This is a genomic window from Streptomyces sp. NRRL WC-3618 (assembly GCF_001280005.1).
Taxonomy (GTDB): domain Bacteria; phylum Actinomycetota; class Actinomycetes; order Streptomycetales; family Streptomycetaceae; genus Streptomyces.
Genome location: NZ_LGDW01000485.1, coordinates 11,149 through 33,716 on the forward strand (window position 1 = coordinate 11,149; position 22,568 = coordinate 33,716).

The window sequence follows — 22,568 nt, forward strand, 5'->3', positions numbered from 1 at the left end:
GCCAGGCAGGCCGGGTCCATGTCGGTGGCGTCCTGCGCCTACGAGGCCGCCTGGATCAGCCCCTCGCGGTGGGCGACCGCCACCGCCTCCCCACGGCTCGCCGCGCCCAGCTTGGCCAGGATGTTGGAGACGTGGACACTGGCCGTCTTGCCGCTGATGAACAGTTCCTCGCCGATCTGACGGTTGCTGCGGCCGAGGGCGAGGAGCCGCAGGACGTCCTGTTCGCGGGCGGTGAGGGGCGTCGGGACGGTGCCGGGATCCCCGACGGGAGAGGGTTCCGTGAGCCGGCCGCGGCGGATGAGGGCGTCCACCTCCTGGAGCAGGGGCGTGGCGCCCAGACGTACCGCCGTCTCGCGGGCCGCGCGCGCCTGTGCGGCGGCCTCCTCACGGCGGCCGTCCGCCAACAGAGCCTCGGCGAACCGCCTTCTGCAACGGGCCTGTTCGTAGACGTCGCCGAAGCCGAACCCCGTGACCGCCCGTTCCCACGCCCCCGCTTCGGGACCGGCCGTCGCCCGTGCCCACTCCGCTTCGGCGCGAGCCAGCCAGGCGTGTCCCTCGGGGCCCTGTGGGCTGCCGTCGCGACCGATCGCGCCCCGGGTCCTGGCCAGCTCCATCAGTTCGGCCGCCGTGTCCGTCCACCGCCGTGTCCCCGCCTCGTCGCCGGACCGGCGCAGGCGGACGGCCGTGTCGGCGACGGCGGCCAGCGCCAGGGCGACGAGCCGCACCGCTACCTCCGGGCGGGCCCCGGCGTCGTCGGTGAGCGCCTTCACCGTGCCGCGCACGCGCTCCACGGCCGCCTCGGGGTCACCCGCCAGCGCGGCGGCGTCGGTGAGCACGATGCTCGCGACCAGCGTGGCCATCCAGTCGAACGGACCGTCGAGAAGAGCCCGGGCGCGGTCGGCGGCGCCCAGATCACCGCGTGCCAGCGCCACGTACAGCGAAGGCCCCGCCACATAACCGGCAGCCGCGGGCAGCACCTCGGTGTCGGCCGCCGCCGCGCGGGCGCACTCGTCCCACCGGCCCAGCGTGTACAGCACCAAGGAGTGCAGATAGCGCATCTCCAGGGGGTAGGGCGAGGAGAGGAGGCCGACGCGGCGGGCGCGGTCCAGGCCCTCGGAGAGCCACGGCAGACTCTCCTCCAGCAGACCGGACTCGAAGCTGCCGATCGCGAGATTGAACAGCGCGCGCATCTCCACCGGCGTACAGCCTGAGTGCCGGGCCAGTTCCCGGGCCTCCAGGAACCGTTCGCGGGCCTCGGGCGTGCGACGGCCCCCTTCTTCGAGACCGGCCACGGAGATCATGAGATCGGCCTGCGCGTCGAGGGCCTGCAACCGCTCGGCGACCGAGAGAGCCTGCCGGGCCACCCGGAGCGCGGTGACGTTGTCGCCCATCTGCCGTGCCGCCATGACATGGGTGGCCGCCGCCCACACCCACGTCCGCGACGGAGGGTCGGCCGGGATCAGGGCGAGTGCCTCGCTGCTGTAGGCGTACGCGGCCGACAGGTGATCGATGGTCATCAGGTTGTCGGCGAGCGTGTAGCGCACGCGGGCCGCGAGTTCGGCGTCCGTGTCCCGGCCGGATCCCGCGAGCGCCGCCCGGGTGAGCGACACCGCGCGATGCGCCTCCCCGGCATGGGCCGCCGCGGCGGACGCCCGCAGCATGAGCGTCACCGTGTCCAGGCCCTCGCCCGTGGGCCGGGCGCCGGCCTCCACCGCCGGCCACATGTCGAGGGCGGCCTCCAGATGCCGCAGCTCCTCCGCGGGCGCGCCGACGCGAGCGGCGTGATCGGCGGCCTCCAGCGACGCGGTGAGCGCCTCGGCCAGGTCATGGCTCTCCCGGTAGTGGTGCGCGCGCTCCGCCGCACTCTCGGCGGGGCGTCCCCGCCCGGCCAGCAGCCGCGCGAACGCCCCGTGCAGTCGCGACCGCTCGCCCGGCAGCAGGTCGGCGTAGACGGCCTCGCGGGCGAGGGCGTGTCTGAAGGAGTACGTGTTGCCCTCGCCGGGGACGAGGAGTTGCCGTCCGACCGCCTCGCGCAGCGCCGACTCCAGCTCGTCCTGCGGCAGTTGGACGGCGTCGCTCAACAGCTCGTGCTCGACGCGCCGCCCGGCCACGGCGGCCGTGCGCAGCACCTGCTGGGCGGTGTCGGACAGTTGCTCGAAGCGGATCAGGAGAACGTCGGCGAGCCCGCTGGGTACACCGCCCGATTCCGTGTCGGTGGCCGCGAGCAGCTCCTCCGCGTAGAAGGCGTTGCCCTCGGCCCGCTCGACGATCCGCCGCACGGTCGTGTCCGGCAGCGGCCCCTCGCCCAGGGCGCGCACCAGCCGGGCCACCTCGGGGTCGGCCATCGGCCGTAGCTCCAGCCTTTCCACGGCGGGCAGCCGCACCAGCTCCGCGAGCAGCGGGCGCAGCGGATGGCGGCGGTGGAGGTCGTCGGCGCGGTACGAGGCGAACACGGCGAGCCGGTGACCAGGGGCGCCCGCCGATCCCTGGAGCACGCCCCGGCTGAGCAGGAACCGCAGCAGATCCCGGGAGGACTGGTCGGCCCAGTGCAGGTCCTCCAGGACGAGCAGCAGCGGCGCGACCTCGGTGACAGCGGCCAGCAGGCCCGCCATGCCCTCGAACAGACGCAGCCGCCCACCGGCGTCCCGCGCCCCGTCGTCCGCCCCGCCGCCGAGCAGCCGACCGACCACGGGATGCGCGGCGAGCGCCCCGGCGAACCGCTCGTCGGCCGCCAGCACCCCCAGGATCTCGGTGAACGGCAGATACGGCAGACCGACGTCACCGAGATCGACACAGTGCCCCGTGAGCACGGTCATCCCCCGGTCCGAGGCCCGCCCGGCCGCCTCCGCCAGCACCCGTGTCTTGCCCACCCCGGCGTCCCCGGCGATGAGCACGGCACGGGCCTCACGGACCCGGGCACGGTCCAGCACAGCGGCGAGACGGGTCAGCTCGTCGTCGCGGCCGATGAGGGGGGTGTCGAACAGGTTCTGCGGCACAGATCAATCCTGACACGCACCACTGACAGCCCTGGACTGACAGCCCTGGCCGGTCACGGCTCAGCGCAGGATCTCCGCCCAGTTCGCCGGCACCCGTCCCGCCGGTCCCGGTGCGGGCTGGTCGGCCGGGTGGCTCGTCGGGGCGGCCAGGGCCGGGCCGGACTCGTAGAGCTCGGACGTCTCGAAGTTCCAGAACCAGGCCTCGCCCGGTTCGTAACTGCGGATCACCGGATGGCCGGTGTCCCGGAAGTGGCCGGTGGCGTGCTTGGCGGGCGAGTCGTCGCAGCAGCCGATGTGGCCGCACAGGGCGCAGCGCCGCAGATGGAACCACCAGCCGCCGTCGGCGTCGCACTCGACGCATCCGGCGCCGCTGGGCGGGACGCTGGGATCGATTCCGGTGTCCTTGGTCATGACGGCTCCTGGGCCGGGTCGGGGGCGGCATCCGGGTCGGCGGCGGTGAGGGGGAGCAGCACCTGGAAGCGGGTGTCGCCGGGTACGGACTCGACCTTCAGGTCACCGTGGTGCTTGTTGACGACGATCCGCCAGGAGATGTCGAGCCCCAGCCCGGTACCCTCACCCACCGGCTTGGTGGTGAAGAACGGGTCGAAGATCCGGCCCCGGATCTCCGCCGGCACCCCCGGGCCCGTGTCGCGGAACTCGACCAGAAGCCGGTCGTGCACCAGCGCCGTCCGTACGGTCAACGTCCCTTCGCCGCCCGCGCTGTTGATGGCGGAGACCGCGTTGTCGATCAGGTTGGTCCACACCTGGTTCAGCTCGGCGGGGTAGGCCGGGATCCTGGGCACCGAACGGTCGTACTCCTTCACGACCTTGACGAGCGGCCCGATCTTGCCGGACAGCATCAGCAGTGTGCTGTCGAGGAGTTCGTGCACATCGGCGACCTGGTAGGGGGCGCGGTCCAGCTGCGAGTACTGCTTGGCGGCGTCGACGAGGTGCGAGATACGGGTGGTGGAGTCCTCGATCTCGGACATCAACAACTCGGTCTCGACCGTGTAGTTGAGCCATCCGACGGCACTCTGAAGGATCTCCTCGTCGACGGCCGCCGCGACCTGTTCCAGCCAGTCGACGTCGAGACCGCCCTGTACGAAGGTCGGCGCGATCTGCCAGCCGCCCTGGACGCCGTGGTCGTCGAGCCAGTCGGCGAGTTCGTCCTCGCGGTCGGACGCTTCGAGCGGGCTCAACGCCGGTGCCTTGGCGACCCGTTCGGCCGTACGCTCCTGGATGTCTACCAGGGCCTTCAACGCGTCGCGCTGGTAGGGGCCCGAGGCGATGATGCCGAGCTTGTTGCGCATGTGCGCGACCCGGTCCCTGAGCGACGAGGTGGCCCGTACGGCCGCCGCGGCCGGGTTGTTGAGCTCATGGGTGAGACCCGCGGACAACGAGCCCAGCGCCAGCAGCCGTTCACGCTGCCCGACGGCCCGCTGAGTGGTCTGCGAACCGAGGAACAGCCCCTCCAGGAGATGCACCGCCATCGGAAACCACTCGTGCATGACCTTCGCGAACGAGTCGGCGGGCAGGACGAAGAACCGGGTGGGCCGCGACACCCGCACCGAGTTCATGTACCGCTGCGGCTTCCGGTCCCCCAGGTACGCCTGGACGGCCCCCGCGTACACCCCGGACTGGGACGTGCGGCTCACTTCGACGTCGTCGCCGCCCACCCGGCGCGACATGACGACCGTGCCCTCGATCATCACGTAGAAGCAGGTCGCCGGGTCGCCCTCGGCGTAGACCGGCCCCGGGTCGAACAGTTCCACCCGTCCCTCGCTGCACAGCCTGCCGAGCTGCTCGGCTGTCAGCTTCTCGAACAGGAACAGCGCACCGATCTCCGCCGGGCTGCACGGCATCAACCGCCCGCTCACGACTGCTCCAGATACCGGTGGACGAGCATCACGGCCATGGCTCCCTCTCCGACGGCGGACGCGACCCGCTTGGCGGACTCCGCGCGCGCGTCCCCGGCGACGAACACACCGGGGATGTTGGTCTCCAGGTGGTACGGCGGCCGGTCCAGCTCCCAGTCCGCGGGCGGCCGTCCGTCGGGGGTCAGGTCGGGACCGGCGAGGATGAACCCGCGCTCGTCCCGCAGCACCGTGCCGTCCAGCCAGTCGGTCAGCGGGGCCGCGCCGATGAACACGAACAGCCACTGCGCGTCGACCAGTTCGGTCTGCCCGCTCGCCGTGTCGCGCAACGTCAGCTGCTCGAGATGGTCGCCGCCGTGCGCGGCCTCGACGACCGTGGCGGCCCGCACCGAGATGTTCGGCGACTCGGCGATCTGCTGGACCAGGTAGTGCGACATCGATGCCGTGAGATCCGCTCCGCGCACCAGCAGCGTGACCGACTTGGCGCCCCTGGACAGGTACATCGCCGCCTGCCCGGCCGAGTTGGCGCCGCCCACGATGTACACGTCGTGGCCTTGGCAGGCGGCGGCCTCGGTGAGCGCCGACCCGTAGAACACCCCGCAGCCCGACAGCTCGGTGGCGCCCGGCGCCTCCAGCTGCCGGTACGACACACCGGTCGCCAGGATCACGCTGTGCGCGGCGATCTGAGACCCGTCCGAGAACCGCACGAGCCGCGCCGCACCGCTCACCTCCAGGCCGGTCACCTCGCGCGCGGAGAGGATCTCGGCGCCGAACTTCGTGGCCTGGCGGCGCGCCCGGTCGGTGAGCTGGCCGCCGGACACCCCGTCCGGGAAGCCCAGGTAGTTCTCGATGCGTGAACTCTGCCCGGCCTGCCCGCCGGTCGCCGACCGTTCCACCAGCACCGTCCGCAGCCCCTCCGAGGCCCCGTACACGGCCGCGCCCAGCCCGGCGGGCCCGCCGCCGATGACGACCAGGTCGTAGAAGTCGGCCGTGGGCGTCGTCGCCAGCCCCACCTGAGCGGCCAGCTCCGGCACCTCCGGCTCGACGAGCGGCGTACCGTCCGCCGTGATCACCACCGGCAGCCGCTGCCCGTCCTGGCCGCAGGCCGCGAGCAGCCGCTGCCCCTCGGGTTCCTCGGTGGAGTACCAGCGGTACGGCACCTGGTTGCGGGCCAGGAACTCCCGTACGTCCGACGAGCGGGCCGACCACCGGTGACCGATCACCTTGGTGCTCGGCACGGGCCGGAAGTCACTGCACCGCCACGCCTCGAGGAGATCGTCGAGCACCGGGTAGAGCTTCTCCTCCGGCGGATCCCACGGCTTGAGGAGATAGTGGTCGAGGTCGACGACGTTGATCGCGTCGATCGCCGCGTTCGTGTCCGCGTACGCGGTGAGCAGCACCCGCCGGGCGCCCGGATAGACGTCCAGGGCCTGTTCGAGGAACTCGATGCCGTTCATCTGGGGCATCCGGTAGTCGGCCAGGATCACCGCGACCAGATCACCGCGCAGCTTCAGCTCCCGCAGCGCGTCCAGCGCGGACTCCCCGGACTCGGCGCGCACGATCCGGTACGACTCGCCGTAGCGCCGCCGCAGGTCGCGGGCGACGGCCCGGGACACCCCGGGGTCGTCGTCCACCGTCATGATGACGGTCCGCGCCGTGTCCGCGGCCTGTGGCATACGTCTCCCACCCCGAGCGCTCGGCATCACCGGGCGGCGTCAGCACGGTGCCGCGTCGCCTTCGATTCATCGTATGTTCGATCGTCCCGCTTCGCTCCGGTCAGCTCCGCCGCGAGCCGAGCACACAGAACTCGTTGCCCTCCGGGTCCACCAGAGTGGTCCAGGACTGCTCTCCCTGGCCGATGTCCGTGTGGCGAGCTCCGAGGGCCAGCAGCCGGTCGACCTCGGCCTGCCGGTCGTCGGGCCGGAAGTCGAGGTGCAGCCGGTTCTTGACGGTCTTCGGCTCCGGGACGTGCACGAACAGCAGGCCGGGCATCCGGTCCGGGGCGGGCCGGATCTCGTACTCCTCGGGGGAGTCGTCGACCACCACCCAGCCGAGGGCATCGGCCCACCAGCGGCCCAGCGCCGCCGGGTCCGCCGCGTTCACGATCACTTGTTCCCATTCCAAGGTCATGAGTGCAGGGTAGTGAAGACTGGTCCCGGTACGCATCCAAGATCACGACCCAGAGGCAACCGTATGACGCGCCCGATCACGGCAGGGGTGGACGGATCGCCCGAAAGTCACGCGGCGCTGGCCTGGGCGGCCCGGGAGGCCGTACGCCGTGACCTCCCGCTGCGGCTGGTGCACGCCTGGCAGCTGGTGCCGGACCAGGCGTTCGGGGCCGCGAGCCGGGAGACCCACGACCAGTGGGTGCGCGAGGGCGTGGACGAGGCCGCGCGGAGCGTCGCCGAACGGCATCCGGAGCTGGACCTCACCGTCGACGTGGTGGAGGGCGGTGCGGCGGACGTCCTCGCCGAGGCCGCGGCGCGGGCCGAGACGCTGGTGCTCGGCTCCCGTGGGCACGGGGCCGTCCTCGGGTTCCTGCTCGGCTCCGTCGGGCAGCACGTGATCGCCGAGTCCACGCGTCCCGTCGTCCTCGTCCGGGCGCAGGACCGCGCCTCCGACGAGGCCGCCGGACGTGACGTCGTCGTGGGCCAGCACGGCGACCCGCAGGAGAGCACGCCGGCCCTGCGGTTCGCGTTCGAGGCCGCGGCGGCTCGCGGCGCCGGTGTCCGCGCCGTACGCGCCTGGAGCCTGCCGCCGATGTTCGCGTACAGCCCGGGCTCGCTGAAGCTCCTCGACGAGGCCGGGGGCATGGAACCGTACGAGCGGAACGCGCTGGCCGCCGCGCTGGAGCCGTGGCGCGAGCGCTTCCCCGAGGTGCCGGTCACCCAGCACGTGGAGATGGGCAGCGCGGGGGAGGTGCTGCTGTCGGAGGCCGCGCGGGCGCAGCTCCTGGTCGTCGGGCGGCGCGCCCACCGCTCGGCCGTGGGCGCGCGGATCGGCTCGGTCGCCCACGGCGTCCTGCACCACGCGCACTGCCCGGTGGCCGTGGTCCCGCACGAGTGACTCAGCCGGGCGGCGCCGTCTCGTCCGTCGGCAGGGGCAACGACTGGCGGGCCTTGGGCAGGATGTTCACGATGTAGTCCTTGACCGCCTCGTCCAGCCCGATGTCGTGCTGCGCCCGCTCGGACAGGTACCAGCGGTGCTCCAGGAGCTGGTGGTAGATCTCGGCGGGGTCCACGTTCCCGCGCAGCACGCGCGGCACCTCCCGGACGGTCGGCCTGAACACCTCCCGCACCCACCGGTGCGCGAGCACCTCCGGGCTGGCGCCCAGGGGGTCGCCGGGCTCGTAGTCGTCCTGGGTGGCCATCCAGCTCTCCAGGTCGCTGAGGAGGCGCCTGGCCTGGTTCTCCTCGGTGTCGAGCCCGGTCAGCCGCAACAGCTGCCGCTGGTGGTGACCGGCGTCGACGACCTTCGGTACGAAGGTCACCGTGTCGCCGTTCGAGGAGTGCTCGATCTGCATCTCGGCCACGTCGAAACCGAGCTCGTTGAGGCGCCGGATGCGGCGCTCGATGTAGTGGTACTTGCCCGCCGGGTAGACGGAGGTGCGGGTCAGCTCCTGCCACAGCCGCTGGTAGCGCGCGCATATCTCCATGCCGAACTCGATCGGGTCCACGGAGGGGTGCAGAGCGCCGGACGCCTCCAGGTCCAGCAGCTCACCGCTGATGTTCACGCGGGCGAGATCGAGGTCGTACTCGCGCTGTCCGTCGCTGAGCTGCGGGTGCAGATCGCCCGTCTCGGCGTCGACCAGGTACGCGGCGTAGGCGCCCGCGTCACGCCGGAAGAGGGTGTTGGACAGGGAGCAGTCGCCCCAGGCGAACCCGGCGAGGTGGAGCCGCACCAGCAGGACGGCCAGCGCGTCCATCAGCCGGTGCATGGTGGCGGGGCGCATCGTCGTCTCGAACATCGAGCGGTACGGCATGGAGCCGCCGAGGTGGCGGGTGATCAGCACCGGCTCCAGGGCGCCGCCCTCGTCGTCGGCGCGTCCGGTGACCACGGCCAGGGGGTCGACGGCGGGGATGCGGAGCCGGTCCAGGTCCCGCAGCAGCTCGTACTCGCGCAGGGCGGGGCGTTCCGCCAGTTCCTTGACGGCGATGACCTCGTCGCCGGCGCGGGCGTAGCGCACGACGTGCCGGGAGATACCGCGCGGCAGCGGAACGAGGTAGCGGTCGGGCCACTCCTCCAGCGGGAGGTGCCACGGCAGTTCGAGCAGGAGTGCGGGATGCTCGGGGTTGGTGGCGCTGATCTGCAATGCCATGGCTCGACCGTTCTCGTTCCGCCGGTGATCGTCAGGTCACTCTAAAGTGCCTGCTCAGTGTGCCCGCTCCCGCGCCTGCTGGGCCGCCTCCCGCACGCTGCCGTGGTGCACGGGTCCGTGGCCGGGCAGCAGGACGTCGGCCTGGAGCTTTTCGAGCAGGTCCAGCGAGGCCACCGCACGCGCGCGCTCGTGGTGGAACATGTCGGGCAGCAGTTGCGGGCCCTTGAGCCGGGAGGTCGGGTGCTCGCTGACCAGGGCGTCGCCGGAGACGAGGACTCCGGCGTCCGGGAGGTGGAAGGCGCAGTGCCCGTCGGTGTGCCCAGGGGTGTGGACGGGGACCGGCCCGCCGGGCAGGTCGAGCGCCTCCGGGAACGGCTGCGGCTCGGCGACCGGCACCCGGGTGGTGCCGCCGGAGCGGATCGCGTGCACCGCCCAGGGGAGCACCCCCGGCCGCCACCCGTTCCTGAGCACCTCCCCGACGCTCACCTGGTGCAGGAAGTCCCGGCGCGCGTGCGGCACTTCGGCCTCGTGTGTCAGTACCGGCGTGCCGTAGGTGGAACGCAGGTACTCGGCCGAGCCGAGGTGGTCGTTGTGGGCGTGCGTGACGAGTACCGCAGTGACCGCCTCCGGTGAGCTGCCCACCTGCGTCAGCGAGTCGAGCACCAGCTGCCGGTCGCCCAGGTACCCGGTGTCGATCAGGGTGGCGGCGTCGCCCTCGGTGAGGATCACCCAGTTGGTGTTGCTTCCGTGCACGAGGTGAATGCCATCGGCGACTTGTTGGACGTCTGCCCGCATGATCTTCCCGTTCTGCAGAGCGCTGCCGGATGACCCACAGCAAAGCAGACGCCGGGGGAGCGGCTCACCACCGGGCGGGCAGCCGGTGCTCACCCCACCCCGTGCGGCCGGAACTGGATGCTGATCCGGGGACCCGTGGCTCGTGTGCTCTTGGGAATGGCGTGCTCCCAGGTCCGCTGGCAGGAGCCGCCCATCACGATCAGGTCCCCGTGCCCGAGCGGACGCCGCAGCGTCTCACCGCCGCCCACCGGCCGCAGCATGAGGTCGCGGGGTGTGCCGACGGAGAGAATCGCGACCATGGTGTCCTCGCGCGCACCCCGCCCGGTCCGGTCCCCGTGCCAGGCGACGCTGTCCCGCCCGTCGCGGTAGTAGCAGAGCCCGGCCGTGGTGAACGGCTCCCGGAGCTCGGCGGCGTAGTGTGCGCAGAGCGCGTTCCGTGCCTCGTCCAGCACCGAGTGCGGCAGCTCGTCCCCCTCGCCGTAGTAGGCCAGCAGCCGGGGGACGTCCACGACGTGGTCGTACATCTTCCGGCGCTCGGCCCGCCACGGAACCTCGGCCGCCAGCAGCTCGAACAGGGCGTCGGCCCCGTGGAGCCAGCCGGGGAGTTCGTCGATCCAGGCACCGTGACCGAGCGTCGTGCGGTGTGTTCCGGCCAGTGCGCCCAGCCGGATCTCGTCGGTCTGATCGAAGAGAGAGCCTTGGAGATGCGCGGTCATGGCGCCAGCTTACTCCCGTGTTCGAATGCATGTTCCTATTTGGTGAGTGGTGAAAAATCGCTCCCCTGCGCCCCCTTTTGGATACATCGATGTATCGGATACATTCCTGTATCGAACGGAGGGCCGGAACATGGCGGTCGAGGGAACGACGGGGCGGGTGACCAAGCGGCGCGTGCGGACGCGGGCCAATCTGCTGGAGGCCGCGTTCGCGGTCTTCGCCGCGAAGGGGTTCGGGCGGGTCTCGATCGAGGAGGTCTGCGAGGCCGCCGGCTACAGCAGAGGCGCCTTCTACTCGAACTTCGACAGCCTCGACGAGCTGTTCTTCGCCCTCTACGCGCAACGGGCCGGACTGATCGCCGACCAGGTCGCGGGCGCGCTCGCCCTGGACGGTCCCGATCTCGACGTGGCCGCGGCCGTCGACAGGGTCACCGAGGTCCTGCTGCTCGACCTCGACTGGCTGCTGGTCAAGACCGACTTCCTGGTCCACGCGGCCCGGATCCCGGCCGTCGCCCGGACCCTCCTGGAACAACGGGAGCGGCTGCGACGGGCCGTCGCGGACCGGCTCGCCCGGGCCACCGGGCACACCGAACTGCCCGCCGTACTCGGCGACACCGAGGGCGCCGCCCACGCGGTGATCGCCGCGTACGACGGCGTCACGACCCAACTGCTGCTGGACAAGGACGTCGAGCACGCGCGCGTGTGGCTCAAACAGCTGCTCACCGCACTGCTCACCGACGGCCACGACAACCCGGCCGCGCACAGCGGCGGATGAGGAAGGGAACGGTCGCCATGGATGCGGACGTCATCGTCGTCGGAGCCGGCCTCGCCGGACTCGTCGCGGCCCACGAGCTGACCAGCAAGGGCCGGCGGGTCGCGCTCGTCGACCAGGAGAACGCCGCCAACCTCGGCGGACAGGCCTTCTGGTCGTTCGGTGGGCTGTTCCTCGTCGACTCACCGGAGCAGAGGCGCCTCGGCGTCAAGGACTCCTTCGACCTCGCCTGGAGCGACTGGCAGGGCAGCGCCCAGTTCGACCGCGTCGACGACGAGGACTCCTGGGCGGTGAAATGGGCGCGCGCCTACGTCGAGTTCGCGGCCGGAGAGAAGCGGTCCTGGCTCGCCGGTCACGGCATCTCGTTCCTGCCGACGGTCGGCTGGGCCGAACGCGGCGACCTGCGCGCCCACGGACACGGCAACTCCGTACCGCGCTTCCACGTCTCGTGGGGCACGGGCACCGGAGTCGTCGAACCGTTCGTGCGCAGCGCCAAGCAGGCGTCCCGCGCCGGGCTGCTGACCTTCCACCACCGCCACCAGGTCGACGAACTCGTCGTCACGGAGGGCGCCGTGCGCGGCGTACGCGGCACGGTCCTCGCCGAGGACACCTCCGCGCGCGGAGTGGCCTCCAACCGGGAGCGGATCGGCGACTTCGAACTCACCGCCCAGGCCGTGATCGTCACCACCGGCGGCATCGGCGCCAACCACGACATCGTGCGCCAGTACTGGCCCGAGCGGCTCGGCACGGCGCCGGCCACCATGGTCACCGGGGTGCCCGCCTACGTCGACGGGCGGATGCTCGCCATCAGCGCCGAGGCCGGAGTCCGCCTCGTCAACCGCGACCGCATGTGGCACTACACCGAGGGCATCCAGAACTGGAACCCGGTCTGGCCCGGCCACGGCATCCGCATCCTGCCCGGCCCGTCCTCCATGTGGTTCGACGCGCTCGGCCGCCGCCTGCCCGACCCGTGCCTGCCCGGGTACGACACCCTCGGCACCCTCAAGTACCTGCGCACCACCGAGGATCTCGCCGAGCACGACCACTCCTGGTTCGTCCTCACCCAGCGGATCATCGAGAAGGAGTTCGCGCTCTCGGGTTCCGAGCAGAACCCCGACATCACCGCCAAGAACCGCAAGGCGTTCCTCAAGGAGCGCATCCTCGGCAAGGGCGCCCCCGGCCCGGTGGCCGACTTCGTGAGGAACGGCGCGGACTTCGTGGTCGCCGGCACCCTCGACCAACTCATCGGCAAGATGAACGAGTTGACCGACAAGCCGCTCCTCGACGTGGCCCGGGTGCGCAGCCAGATCGAGGCCCGCGACCTCCAGATCGCCAACCCGTACAGCAAGGACGCCCAGGTCCAGGGCATCCGCAACTCCCGCCGCTACATCGGCGACCGGCTCGGCCGCACCGCCGTCCCGCACCGCATCCTCGACCCCGAGGCCGGCCCGCTGATCGGCGTCAAGCTCCACACCCTCACCCGCAAGACCCTCGGCGGCATCCAGACGGACCTCGACTCACGCGCGCTGGGCGCGACGGGCGAACCCGTCGAGGGCCTGTACGCGGCCGGTGAGGTCGCCGGGTTCGGCGGCGGCGGCGTCCACGGCTACAACGCCCTGGAGGGCACCTTCCTCGGCGGCTGCCTGTTCTCGGGCCGCGCGGCGGGACGGGCGGCGGCACGGGCGACGGTCTGAGAAGGCTTCAGCGCCCTCCTCCGGACGTCAGCAGTTCGGCCAGCACGGAAGCATGGCTCCGCGCGGGGGACCTGGTGGCGGTCACGAGCGTCACCGGTCCCTTGGCGGCGAGTGTGCGCAGCGCGTCCAGGGACTCCGCCGCGTCAGGCGCGGCCAGCTCCGCCTCGTAACGACGCCGGAACTCGTCGTACGCGTCGGACATGTCCTCCTGGGCGTGGTACCAGCGGCGCAGCTCGGTCGACGGGGTGAGCGCTTTCGGCCACTCGTCGACCCGCGCCGCCTCCTTGGACAGGCCGCGCGGCCAGAGCCGGTCGACCAGGACGCGTACCCCGTCGTCCGGCTCGGGAGGTTCGTGGACACGGCGGACGTGAACGGTCACGAGCGGCCTCCGGCAGTGGGGGAAGAGATACGGGACCGAAAGCATGATCTGTCCGGTCGGTAAGTCTCGCAACTTGACCGTTTGGAGGAGGAAACCGCGCGGTGGCGCCTCTATGGTGAAAACCCTGAAGAAGATCAGATCTCATACCGTAGGAGCTCGCGTGAGACCCCCCAGGAAGTACGCAGGCATACGCACCACCGTTCTGCGCCGTGACGCCGTCGTCGCGACCGTGCCCGTCGCACTCGCGGCCCTGCTGGCCGCCGCGGGCCCCGCGGGAGCCGCGACGGCAGGCGCCTCCGGAGTCGGAGACCCGTACTTCCCGCAGGCCGGAAACGGCGGCTACCACGTCGGCCACTACGACCTGAACCTCCGCTACGACCCCACGAGCCACCGCCTCGACGGCAGGGCCGTACTCACCGTCCGCGCCACCCAGAAGCTGACCCGCTTCAACCTCGACCTGAGCGGCCTGAAGGTCACCGCGCTCACCGTCGACCGCGTCAACGCGGGTTTCCGGCGCTCCGGGCAGGAACTGACCGTCACCCCGCGCCGCGCCCTGAACAAGGACCAGACGTTCAAGGTCGCCGTCAGCTACACGGGCGTCCCCAAGGCGGTCACCGACCCGGACGGCTCGAAGGACGGCTGGATCACCACCGACGACGGCGCGTTCGTCGCCGGGGAGCCGCAGGGCTCCATGAGCTGGTTCCCCGGCAACAACCACCCCAAGGACAAGGCCTCCTACGACTTCACGATCACCGTCCCCCGGGGGCACACCGCGGTCGCCAACGGCGTTCTCCTGGGCCAGCGGACGGCCGCCGGCAAGACCACCTTCCGCTGGCGCCAGTCCGAGCCGATGGCCTCCTATCTGGCCACGGCCACGGTGGGGAAGTTCAAGGTCGAGCAGTACACCACCCGCAGCGGCATCAAGGTCTACAACGCCGTCGATCCGCGCGAGGCCGCCGCCGCCGCGCCCGTGCTGAAGAAACTGCCGTCCGTCCTGGACTGGGAGGCGAAGCTCTTCGGCCCCTACCCGTTCCGCGCCGCCGGATCCATAGTCGACCGCGCCCCGCAGGTCGGCTTCGCACTGGAGACGCAGTCCCGTCCCGTGTACGACCGGGCACCCGACCTGAGCACCCTCGTCCACGAGAACGCACACCAGTGGTTCGGCGACTCCGTCGCCCTCACCACCTGGAAGGACATCTGGCTCAACGAGGGCTTCGCGACCTACGCGGAGTGGCTGTACGCGGAACAGCACGGCGGCCCGAGCGCCCAGAAGACCTTCGACCGCCTCTACGCCACGGCCAAGAACAACGAGCTGTGGTCGTTCCCGCCCGCCGACCCGGGCAGCGGCGCGAACATCTTCGGCCGGCCCGTCTACGACCGCGGCGCCATGGCCCTGCACAAGCTCCGCAAGACGGTCGGTGACCAGGCGTTCTTCAAGACCCTGCGCACCTGGGCCACCCAGCACCGAAACGGGCACGGTACGACCGCCCAGTTCACCGCCCTCGCCGAGCGGATCTCCGGCAAGGACCTGGACAACCTCTTCCGGACCTGGATCGGCACCAAGGGCAAGCCCACCGCGCCGTAACACGCGGCCCGCCTCCCCGGGCTCCGGCCCGGGGAGCACATTCGCATGCCGGCGCTTCCTATATGGGTCCCCGCTTGTTCAGGGAGAGGTTGTCCATCAGCCGGCCCCGGGTCAGCTCCAGCCGATGGGCGAGGATCTCGGCGATGACCCGCACCAGCTGGAGCCCGAGAGCGGGGTCCTCCTCGCAGAGCTCGAGCACTGACGCGGCATCGAACTCGTACGCGCGTACGGGGCTGAAGGCCTCGGCACCGAAGTCCCACCGGTGGGGAGGGAAGAGCCAGGACCAGCCGAGCAGATCGCCCGCACCGAGGCTGGCCACCGTCACCCGCTGCGCCGGCGTCACCTGCTGCACCAGGGAGACCGCGCCGGAGCGGACCACCCAGAACCGGTCGGCGGTGCCGCCCGCCTCGAAGATCGTCTGGTCCTCCGGGAAGGACACCTCGGTCGCGAGAGCCAGCAGACGCTCACGCCGGGGCGGGGGAAGGGCGGTCAGCAGCTTTGTCGCTTTGGTCATGAGCAGGGCTCCTCGCCGGCGATCTGGAGGGAGGCCGTCCGCCTCGGCAGCGCACTACCCGGTTCCGGTGGCTCCCCTCCCTCCATTTCAGCCGTTGCGGACGCGCCGGGCACCTCGGCGGCGGACACAGAACCGCTCTGTGACACACAGTGCTCAGCCCTTGGACACCTGGGCCATCAGCGTCTGCAGATGCAGGCCCCGGCGGGCGTCGAGGTCACCGGGGACGCCGGTGCGTACGGCGGTCGCGAACTCGCGGCGCAGCACCGGCCAGCTCTCCTCGTGGTCGAGTTCGGTGCCGTCGAACACCAACTCCGGTCCCGAACCGAAGAGTTCGACACGGGCGATACCTCGCGGAACGTTCACCGAACCGGACAGGGAGGCCTGACTGACCGCGCCGTTCTCGTGCTCACAGGTGAGTTCGACCCAGCGGCGCGGATCCCCGGTACCGCGCACCCGCGCGATCCGCCCCACCGCCGCGTCGAGCAGATCGAGGACATGCGGTCCCAGATCGAGCAGCGCGCCGTGTTCGAGCCGCCAGGACGTCGCGAACGCGCCGCCCAGGAAGGCATCGCTCAGAAAACACGCCCGCGCCCCGAACACGTCCGCCTCGCTCGCCGCCTTCAGGAAGCGGCGGGTCTCTGGGTGGTACCGGTTGGTCAGGGTGACCTGGGAGACGACCCCCGCCTCGTCGATCGCGTCCACCAGCCGCCGGGCCGCCGCCAGATCCTCGGCGACGGGCTTTTCCAGCAGCAGCGCCTTGCCGGCCTTCGCGGCGCGCAGCGCGAGCTCGGCCTGTACGGCGGGCGGCACGGCGAACGCCACCGCCTCGCAGGAGTCGAGGAGTTCCTCGAACCGGGCCGCCACCGGTGCCCTGTACGGCGCCGCCGTCTCCTGAGCGGCTTCGGGGCGCCGCGCCCAGACCCCGGCGAGCTCTGTCTCGGGCCCGGCGGCCAGCACGCGCGCGTGCACCCACTGGGCCCAGGGCCCGGCGCCCACGAGCCCGACCTTGACGGGCGCCTGCGCCCACAGTGCGGCGGTACTGGTCACGGCAGGGTCCAATCCGTACGGGGAGGCCGATGCGGAGATCACTCTGCGCACCCCTCCGCCGTACCGTCAACAGGCGTCCGCGCCGTGGGCTCAGCGGAACACGTTGTCCGCGTCGTCCCAGTGCGCGAGTTCGTCCGCCGCCGCGTTCGGCCGGGGGGAGCGCTTCCTGGCCTGGTACATCGCGTCGATCTCGAAGGCGTAGTGCCGCACGATCGCGTCCCGGCGCAGCTTCATCGAGGGGGTCAGCAGGCCGTTGCTGAGGTCGAAGGGCTCCGCGAGGACCCGGAACACCCGGATCGACTCGGAGCGCGACACCGTGCTGTTGGCGGCGGCGACGGCCCGGCCGATCTCCTCCCGCAGGGCGTTCTCCTCGCGCGCCTGGCGGTGCGGCGTGTCCTCCTGCAGGGCCAGCGAGGCGCGCCAGTGCGCCAGGAACTCCGGGTCGAGGGTGATCAGGGCGCCCACACACGGCCGGTTGTCGCCCACTATCACCGCCTGGTGCACCAGCGGATGCATACGCAACCGGTGCTCCATGGCGGCAGGGGCGACGCTCTTGCCGCTGCTGGTGATGATGATGTCCTTCTTGCGTCCGGTGATCGTCAGATACCCCTCCTGATCCAGCTGCCCGATGTCCCCCGTGGCCAGCCAGCCGCCCCGCAGCGCCGCCCGGGTGCCCGCGTCGTCGTTCACGTACCCCTGGAAGACGGAGACGCCGTGCACGAGGATCTCGCCGTCCTCGGCGACCCGGATCTCCGTGCCGGGCAGCGGCCGCCCGACCGTCCCGAACTTCACCCGGCCCACGGGGTGTGCGGTGATACCGCCGCTGGTCTCGGTGAGGCCGTAGCCGTCGTTGACGAGGATGCCGATACCCGCGTAGAAGAGGGCGAGTTCGCGGTTGAGAGGTGAGCCGCCGGAGACCGCGCCGCGGACCCGCCCGCCCAGGGCGGCGCGGAGTTTGCGGTACACCGTCCGCTCGTAGAGGGCGTGTTGGAGCCGCAGGTCGAAGCCGGGCCCGGAACCCGTGCCGAGCCGCTGCCGTTCCTCTGCCGTCGCGAAGTCCCGTGCGGTGCTGACGGCCCGCTCGAACAGGCTGCCCCGGCCCGCTTGCTGGGCGGCGCGCAGGAAGTTCTTGTAGATCTTCTCGAACACCGACGGGACCGCGTACAGAGACGTCGGCCGGAACGAGAGCAGCGCCGACGACAGCGCGTCCCCGGTCAGCTCGGGTTCGTGCCCCATCAGCACGCCGCCGCGCAGACACAGACCCTGGATCATCAGGCCGTACACGTGGGAGAAGGGCAGGAAGGCGAGGACCGCGGGCTGTTCGCCGGGCGGTGCCGCCGTGTGCCGCCAGCCCGCGAGAAGGGTGTCGCACGGGCCGGCCAGATTGCGGTGGGTCAGGGCGCAGCCGTGAGGACGCCCGGTCGTGCCGGAGGTGTAGGCGACCACCGCGGCCGAGTCAGGCAGCACGATCCGGCGCATCGAGTCGACCGTGGCGTTCGGCACCGGCCGCCCCAGCTCCACGAGCTGGCGCAGAGCTCCGTCGTCGAGCTGCCACACGTTGCGCAACAGGGGCAAAGAGGTGCACACCGAGCCGACGGTCATCAGGCCCTGCTCGTCCTCGACGACCACGGCGCTGCACTGCGAGTCGGCGAGGATCCAGGCGACCTGGTCGCGGGAGGAGGTCGGGTAGATCGGCACGACCTCGGCGCCCACCGTCCACAGCGCGTAGCAGAGCACCGTCCACTCGTAGCGGGTGCGGGCCATGATGGCCACGCGGTGGCCCGGCGAGATGCCGGAGGCGATGAATCCCTTGGCCAGGTCGACGACCTCGTCCCGCAGTTCGGCGGCCGTCATCTGCGTCCAGACCTGCTCGGCCGGGTCGGCGCGGCGCGCGATCTGCGGCAGGTTCGGTGCACGCAGCGCCGTGTCGAAGACGCTGTCGGCGAGCCCGCCGGTCAGTGGTGCGGGGGTGTGGGGGGGAGCGAGGGCGAAGTCGCGCATGCGCTGCTCCTGGATCGTACTGACTGTGACCACGCCGACGAGTGGAGTTATCGACGGTGAACGAATCTAGCTCAGGTGACGGAGTTTGTTGCCGGGAACTGTGAAGTCTCTTTCCCCGCCTCACCCACGCAGCGGCGTCAGCCACACCGTGGCGAGCGGCGGCAGCGTCAGCCGCACACAGGACGAACGGGACTTCACAGCACCGGAGTTGATGACATCGCTGCCACCGTACCGGGCGGCATCGGTGTTGAGGACCTCCTGCCAGGCGGTGACCGGGCCCGGAACATCGAGGCCGTACTCGTGCCGCACCACCGGCGAGAAGTTGCTGACGGCCAGCAAGGGCGCTCCGTGTGCGTCGAAGCGCAGGAAAGCGAAGACGTTGTCCTCGGCGGCGTCCCCGGCCACCCACCGGAAGCCGGCGGGGTCGGTGTCGCGCTGCCACAGGGCGGCGGTGCGCCGGTAGACGGCGTTGAGGTCGCGGACCAGGTCGCGCACGCCCCGGTGGTCGGGCTCGGCCGCGTACTGCGGGTCCAGCAGCCACCAGTCCGGCCCGTCGGCCTGCGACCACTCCGACCCCTGGGCGAACTCCTGCCCCATGAAGAGGAGTTGCTTGCCGGGGTGGGCCCACATGAAACCGAGGTACGCGCGGTGGTTCGCCCGTTGCTGCCACCAGTCGCCCGGCATCTTCGACACCAGCGAGCGCTTGCCGTGGACGACTTCGTCGTGGGAGATCGGCAGGACGTAGTTCTCGCTGTAGGCGTACACCATCGAGAACGTCATCTCGTGGTGGTGGTACTTGCGATGGACCGGCTCGTGGCCCACATAGCCGAGCGAGTCGTGCATCCACCCCATGTTCCACTTCAGGCCGAAGCCGAGCCCGCCGCTGTCCGTGGGCCGGGTCACCCCGTCCCACGCCGTGGACTCCTCGGCGATCGTCATGACCCCCGGGACCCGCCGGTACACGGTGGCGTTCATCTCCTGGAGGAAGGCGACCGCGTCGAGATCCTCCCGCCCGCCGTACACGTTCGGCGTCCACTGCCCCGAGTCGCGCGAATAGTCGAGGTAGAGCATCGACGCGACCGCGTCGACCCGCAGCCCGTCGAGATGGAACTCCTCGCACCAGTACACGGCGTTGGCGACCAGGAAGTTGCGCACCTCGGTGCGCCCGAGGTCGAACTCGTACGTCCCCCAGTCCGGATGCTCGGCCCGCCGCATGTCGCCGGGCTCGTACAGGGGCGTCCCGTCGAAGCGGGCCAGCGCCCAGTCGTCCTTGGGGAAGTGCGCGGGCACCCAGTCCAACAGAACACCGACACCGGCCCGGTGCAGCGCGTCGACCAGATACCGGAAGTCGTCCGGGGAACCCAGCCGGGCGGTCGGGGCGTAGTAGGAGGTGACCTGGTACCCCCAGGACGGGCCGAACGGATGCTCGGCGACCGGCATGAGCTGCACATGGGTGAAACCCAGGTCGGCCACGTATGCGGGGAGCTCGTCGGCGAGTTGACGGTACGTCAGTCCGGGCCGCCAGGACGGAAGGTGGACCTCGTACACGGAGAACGGCTCCTCGTGCACGGCACTGCCGGAGCGGCGCGCGAGCCACTCCTCGTCGCCCCACTGGTAATGGGAGGCGGTGACGACGGACGCCGTCGCGGGCGGCACCTCGGTGCGCCGGGCCATCGGGTCCGCCTTCATGACCCGGCCGCCGTCTGGGCCCACGACCTCGAACTTGTACCGCTCGCCCTCACCCACGCCCGGCACGAACAGCTCCCACACCCCGGCGGCGCCGAGGGAGCGCATCGGGTGGGCGGTACCGTCCCAGCACGTGAAGTCCCCGGCGACACGGACCCCTTGGGCGTTCGGCGCCCAGACGGTGAAGCGGGTCCCGGTGACGCCCTGGTGGGTCATGGGCTGTGCGCCCAGCGCCTTCCACAGCTCCTCGTGGCGCCCCTCGCGGATGAGATGCAGATCCAGCTCACCGAGCGCGGGCAGGAAACGGTAAGGATCCTCGACCTCCGACTCGCCGCCCTCGTACGACACCAGCAACGTGTAGGCGGGCAGCGCGGCGCCGGAGGGATCGAAGGGGAGCACGGCGCTGAAGAACCCGTCACCGTCGTCGTCGAGCCTGATCCGCCGCCCGTCGACGAGCACACTCACCCCGCGCGCGTACGGGCGCAACGCACGGACGACGACGCCGCCGGGCCCGGGATGCGCGCCGAGCAGCGCGTGCGGATCGTGATGGGTGCCGGCCAGCAGACGCTGCTTCTCGCCGGGATCCCACAGGCTGTCGGGCCTGCCCAGGGAAGGCGTGTCGGAGAGAGAGGGATCATGCAGGGCCACAGCTGTCAGCCTCCTCGGACGGAGAGTCGCTCGATCGCCGCCATCGGGACGGGGAGCCAGTCGGGGCGGTGCCTGGCCTCGTAGACGGCCTCGTACACGGCACGGTCGGTCTCGTACGCGCGCAGCAGCCCCGAGTCGCGGCGCGGGTCCCACCCGGCGCGGGCGGCGTACCCCGCGCAGTAGGCCTCGCGGCAGCGCCGCGCCCACTCGGGGCGCCACGGCAGGCGGGTGCGGGCCGCGTAGTCGAAGGAGCGCAGCATGCCCGCGATGTCCCGTACCGGTGACTGGGCGCTGCGCCGTTCGGCGAGCGGGCGGGACGGCTCGCCCTCGAAGTCGATCACGAACCAGTCTCCGCCGGCACCGCCGGTGCGCAGCACCTGCCCGAGGTGCAGATCACCGTGGACGCGCTGCGCCGCCGGACCGGCGTCCAGCCCGGCCAGGGTGTCGAACGCGGCCCGCAGTCCCGGGGCGTACGGCCGCAACGCCGGTACGCAGTGCACGGCGGCGTCGAGACGCTCGGTCATGGCCGCCGCCGTACGCCTGCTGTGCCGCACGCCACGGGTGTCGCGGGGGAAGGCGGTCGCGAGGGCCAGGTGTACGTCGGCGGTGGCCCGCCCCAACTCGTGCGCCTCGTCGGTGAACGGGTGCCCGGCGGCGAGGGCGCGCAGGGCCAGCGTCCAGCCGTCGAAGGCGCCGGGCAGGAAAGGCTGGAGGACACCGAGGGTCGCGTCCTGGGGCAGATCGGTGCGGAACCAGGCGGCCGGGGCGGGTACGCGGGCGCAGCCCTGCCGGGCGAGGGCGGCGGGCACCTCCAGGTCGGGGTGGACACCCGGCTGGACGCGTCTGAGCACCTTCAGGATGAACGAGTCGCCGTACACGAGCGAGGAGTTGGACTGCTCGACGTCGAGGAGACGCGGGGTGAGTCCGGCGGGCACGCTGATGCCGGGGTCGGCCTCGAAGCGCAGGGGGCCGGCTGTTCCGGGGTGTCGGAGGCGATCGAGGAGCAGGCCTGCCGCCCGGGGGTCCCGCAAGGCGTCGTAGACCAGCAGACCGGCCAGGGGGCCCTCGTCCGCGCGGCCGAGGAGGGCCCGGCGCAGGCGCGGCGACGGGTGGTCCCGTATGCCGAGGAGCAGTTGGTAGCAGTCGCCGGGCGGGGGAGGGCCGCCGGGGGTGGGGACGGCCGTGTGACCGGTGCGGACGAGCAGGTGCAGACAGCCCGGGAACAGCTCCGTCATCGACAGCAGGTCCAGGTCCGTGACGGGCCGGTTCTTGCCCGCGAACCAGCGCTGCTGCGGCAGCCACTCGCGCAGCAGCCCGCCGAGTGAGGTCAGCGGCTCGGCGAGGTCCGTCCCGCTCGGGCGAAGAGATGCGGTCTTCGACATGGTGACGCGTCCTTTCGCGGGCCCACACTCACGGTCGTCGGGCAGTGCGCGGGGCGACTCGGGCGAGCCGGAACCAGTAGAAGCCGTGGCCTGCGAGGGTGAGGAGGTAGGGGAGTTCGCCGATGGCGGGGAAGCGGACTCCGCCGATGAGTTCGACGGGGTGG

19 protein-coding genes are annotated in these 22,568 nt (G+C 71.6%); 4 read left to right on the forward strand and 15 right to left on the reverse strand.

Features of this window, described 5'->3' with window-relative positions; translation table 11 throughout:
• Positions 1-38 precede the first annotated feature (38 nt).
• The 5 genes from ADL01_RS38370 to ADL01_RS38390 all read right to left on the reverse strand — a co-directional run bounded on the left by ADL01_RS38370 (position 39) and on the right by ADL01_RS38390 (position 7,000).
• Entirely contained in the window at positions 39-2,996 is a 2,958-nt protein-coding gene (locus ADL01_RS38370; protein ID WP_053746707.1) for a helix-turn-helix transcriptional regulator, read from the reverse strand.
• 60 nt (positions 2,997-3,056) lie between these two features.
• Positions 3,057-3,407, reverse strand: coding sequence for a UBP-type zinc finger domain-containing protein (locus ADL01_RS38375; RefSeq protein ID WP_053746708.1), 351 nt, complete (start codon positions 3,405-3,407; stop codon positions 3,057-3,059).
• Positions 3,404-4,858 carry an ATP-binding protein gene (locus tag ADL01_RS38380; RefSeq protein ID WP_199835090.1) on the reverse strand — a complete coding sequence of 485 codons (1,455 nt, stop codon included), beginning with the start codon at positions 4,856-4,858 and terminating at the stop codon, positions 3,404-3,406. Before ADL01_RS38380 ends, ADL01_RS38375 begins: the two co-directional genes overlap by 4 nt.
• Positions 4,859-4,869: 11 nt before the next feature.
• On the reverse strand, positions 4,870-6,546 hold the full coding sequence (locus ADL01_RS38385) for an FAD-dependent oxidoreductase (protein WP_053746710.1): 1,677 nt from the start codon (positions 6,544-6,546) through the stop codon (positions 4,870-4,872).
• Between the two features lie 100 nt (positions 6,547-6,646).
• Positions 6,647-7,000, reverse strand: coding sequence for a VOC family protein (locus tag ADL01_RS38390; protein WP_053746711.1), 354 nt, complete (start codon positions 6,998-7,000; stop codon positions 6,647-6,649).
• A 63-nt stretch (positions 7,001-7,063) separates the two neighbouring features.
• Between ADL01_RS38390 and ADL01_RS38395 the strand changes: the two genes are divergently transcribed.
• On the forward strand, positions 7,064-7,936 hold the full coding sequence (locus ADL01_RS38395; RefSeq protein WP_053746712.1) for a universal stress protein: 873 nt from the start codon (positions 7,064-7,066) through the stop codon (positions 7,934-7,936).
• A gap of 1 nt (position 7,937) precedes the next feature.
• On the opposite strand, the gene ADL01_RS38400 is transcribed toward ADL01_RS38395, so the two are convergent.
• From ADL01_RS38400 to ADL01_RS38410, 3 genes are all read right to left on the reverse strand, one after another.
• Positions 7,938-9,188 carry a DUF4032 domain-containing protein gene (locus ADL01_RS38400; protein ID WP_053746713.1) on the reverse strand — a complete coding sequence of 417 codons (1,251 nt, stop codon included), beginning with the start codon at positions 9,186-9,188 and terminating at the stop codon, positions 7,938-7,940.
• A 54-nt stretch (positions 9,189-9,242) separates the two neighbouring features.
• Positions 9,243-9,983: an MBL fold metallo-hydrolase gene (locus ADL01_RS38405; RefSeq protein WP_053746714.1), complete on the reverse strand. Its 741-nt coding sequence runs from the start codon at positions 9,981-9,983 to the stop codon at positions 9,243-9,245.
• 89 nt (positions 9,984-10,072) lie between these two features.
• Positions 10,073-10,699 (reverse strand): alpha-ketoglutarate-dependent dioxygenase AlkB, encoded by a 627-nt coding sequence (locus ADL01_RS38410; RefSeq protein WP_053746715.1) that lies wholly within the window; start codon positions 10,697-10,699, stop codon positions 10,073-10,075.
• Between the two features lie 130 nt (positions 10,700-10,829).
• Between ADL01_RS38410 and ADL01_RS38415 the strand changes: the two genes are divergently transcribed.
• Positions 10,830-11,471 carry a TetR/AcrR family transcriptional regulator gene (locus ADL01_RS38415; protein WP_053746716.1) on the forward strand — a complete coding sequence of 214 codons (642 nt, stop codon included), beginning with the start codon at positions 10,830-10,832 and terminating at the stop codon, positions 11,469-11,471.
• A gap of 17 nt (positions 11,472-11,488) precedes the next feature.
• Entirely contained in the window at positions 11,489-13,162 is a 1,674-nt protein-coding gene (locus tag ADL01_RS38420) for an FAD-binding dehydrogenase (RefSeq protein WP_053746717.1), read from the forward strand.
• A 7-nt stretch (positions 13,163-13,169) separates the two neighbouring features.
• On the opposite strand, the gene ADL01_RS38425 is transcribed toward ADL01_RS38420, so the two are convergent.
• On the reverse strand, positions 13,170-13,541 hold the full coding sequence (locus tag ADL01_RS38425; RefSeq protein WP_053746718.1) for a DUF488 domain-containing protein: 372 nt from the start codon (positions 13,539-13,541) through the stop codon (positions 13,170-13,172).
• Between the two features lie 160 nt (positions 13,542-13,701).
• Here ADL01_RS38425 and ADL01_RS38430 point away from each other — a divergent pair, with 160 nt between their 5' ends.
• The gene (locus tag ADL01_RS38430; protein ID WP_234354950.1) at positions 13,702-15,126 is read left to right on the forward strand and encodes a M1 family metallopeptidase; all 1,425 of its coding nucleotides are present in this window, start codon (positions 13,702-13,704) and stop codon (positions 15,124-15,126) included.
• Between the two features lie 58 nt (positions 15,127-15,184).
• On the opposite strand, the gene ADL01_RS38435 is transcribed toward ADL01_RS38430, so the two are convergent.
• The 6 genes from ADL01_RS38435 to ADL01_RS43170 all read right to left on the reverse strand — a co-directional run.
• Positions 15,185-15,640 (reverse strand): Crp/Fnr family transcriptional regulator, encoded by a 456-nt coding sequence (locus ADL01_RS38435; protein WP_053746719.1) that lies wholly within the window; start codon positions 15,638-15,640, stop codon positions 15,185-15,187.
• Between the two features lie 153 nt (positions 15,641-15,793).
• A complete protein-coding gene (locus ADL01_RS38440) occupies positions 15,794-16,687 on the reverse strand; it encodes a Gfo/Idh/MocA family protein (RefSeq protein ID WP_053746720.1) in 894 nt (297 codons plus the stop codon).
• Positions 16,688-16,777: 90 nt separating this feature from the next.
• Positions 16,778-18,688 carry an AMP-dependent synthetase/ligase gene (locus ADL01_RS38445; protein WP_053746721.1) on the reverse strand — a complete coding sequence of 637 codons (1,911 nt, stop codon included), beginning with the start codon at positions 18,686-18,688 and terminating at the stop codon, positions 16,778-16,780.
• Positions 18,689-18,808: 120 nt separating this feature from the next.
• Positions 18,809-21,022 (reverse strand): 1,4-alpha-glucan branching enzyme, encoded by a 2,214-nt coding sequence (glgB, locus tag ADL01_RS38450; protein WP_107091111.1) that lies wholly within the window; start codon positions 21,020-21,022, stop codon positions 18,809-18,811.
• A gap of 5 nt (positions 21,023-21,027) precedes the next feature.
• Positions 21,028-22,404 carry a maltokinase N-terminal cap-like domain-containing protein gene (locus ADL01_RS38455; RefSeq protein ID WP_053746722.1) on the reverse strand — a complete coding sequence of 459 codons (1,377 nt, stop codon included), beginning with the start codon at positions 22,402-22,404 and terminating at the stop codon, positions 21,028-21,030.
• Between the two features lie 28 nt (positions 22,405-22,432).
• The coding region (locus ADL01_RS43170; protein ID WP_199835082.1) for an alpha-glucosidase C-terminal domain-containing protein at positions 22,433-22,568 on the reverse strand (136 nt) is incomplete at its 5' end.

Bases quoted from the DNA above. Each gene is read 5' to 3' on its own strand.
- ADL01_RS38375 (WP_053746708.1), bottom strand. From the start codon at position 3,407: ATGACCAAGGACACCGGAATCGATCCCAGCGTCCCGCCCAGCGGCGCC.
- ADL01_RS38380 (WP_199835090.1), bottom strand. From the start codon at position 4,858: ATGCCGTGCAGCCCGGCGGAGATCGGTGCGCTGTTCCTGTTCGAGAAG.
- ADL01_RS38385 (WP_053746710.1), bottom strand. From the start codon at position 6,546: ATGCCACAGGCCGCGGACACGGCGCGGACCGTCATCATGACGGTGGAC.
- ADL01_RS38390 (WP_053746711.1), bottom strand. From the start codon at position 7,000: ATGACCTTGGAATGGGAACAAGTGATCGTGAACGCGGCGGACCCGGCG.
- ADL01_RS38395 (WP_053746712.1), top strand. From the start codon at position 7,064: ATGACGCGCCCGATCACGGCAGGGGTGGACGGATCGCCCGAAAGTCAC.
- ADL01_RS38400 (WP_053746713.1), bottom strand. From the start codon at position 9,188: ATGGCATTGCAGATCAGCGCCACCAACCCCGAGCATCCCGCACTCCTG.
- ADL01_RS38405 (WP_053746714.1), bottom strand. From the start codon at position 9,983: ATGCGGGCAGACGTCCAACAAGTCGCCGATGGCATTCACCTCGTGCAC.
- ADL01_RS38410 (WP_053746715.1), bottom strand. From the start codon at position 10,699: ATGACCGCGCATCTCCAAGGCTCTCTCTTCGATCAGACCGACGAGATC.
- ADL01_RS38415 (WP_053746716.1), top strand. From the start codon at position 10,830: ATGGCGGTCGAGGGAACGACGGGGCGGGTGACCAAGCGGCGCGTGCGG.
- ADL01_RS38420 (WP_053746717.1), top strand. From the start codon at position 11,489: ATGGATGCGGACGTCATCGTCGTCGGAGCCGGCCTCGCCGGACTCGTC.
- ADL01_RS38435 (WP_053746719.1), bottom strand. From the start codon at position 15,640: ATGACCAAAGCGACAAAGCTGCTGACCGCCCTTCCCCCGCCCCGGCGT.
- ADL01_RS38445 (WP_053746721.1), bottom strand. From the start codon at position 18,688: ATGCGCGACTTCGCCCTCGCTCCCCCCCACACCCCCGCACCACTGACC.
- ADL01_RS38455 (WP_053746722.1), bottom strand. From the start codon at position 22,404: ATGTCGAAGACCGCATCTCTTCGCCCGAGCGGGACGGACCTCGCCGAG.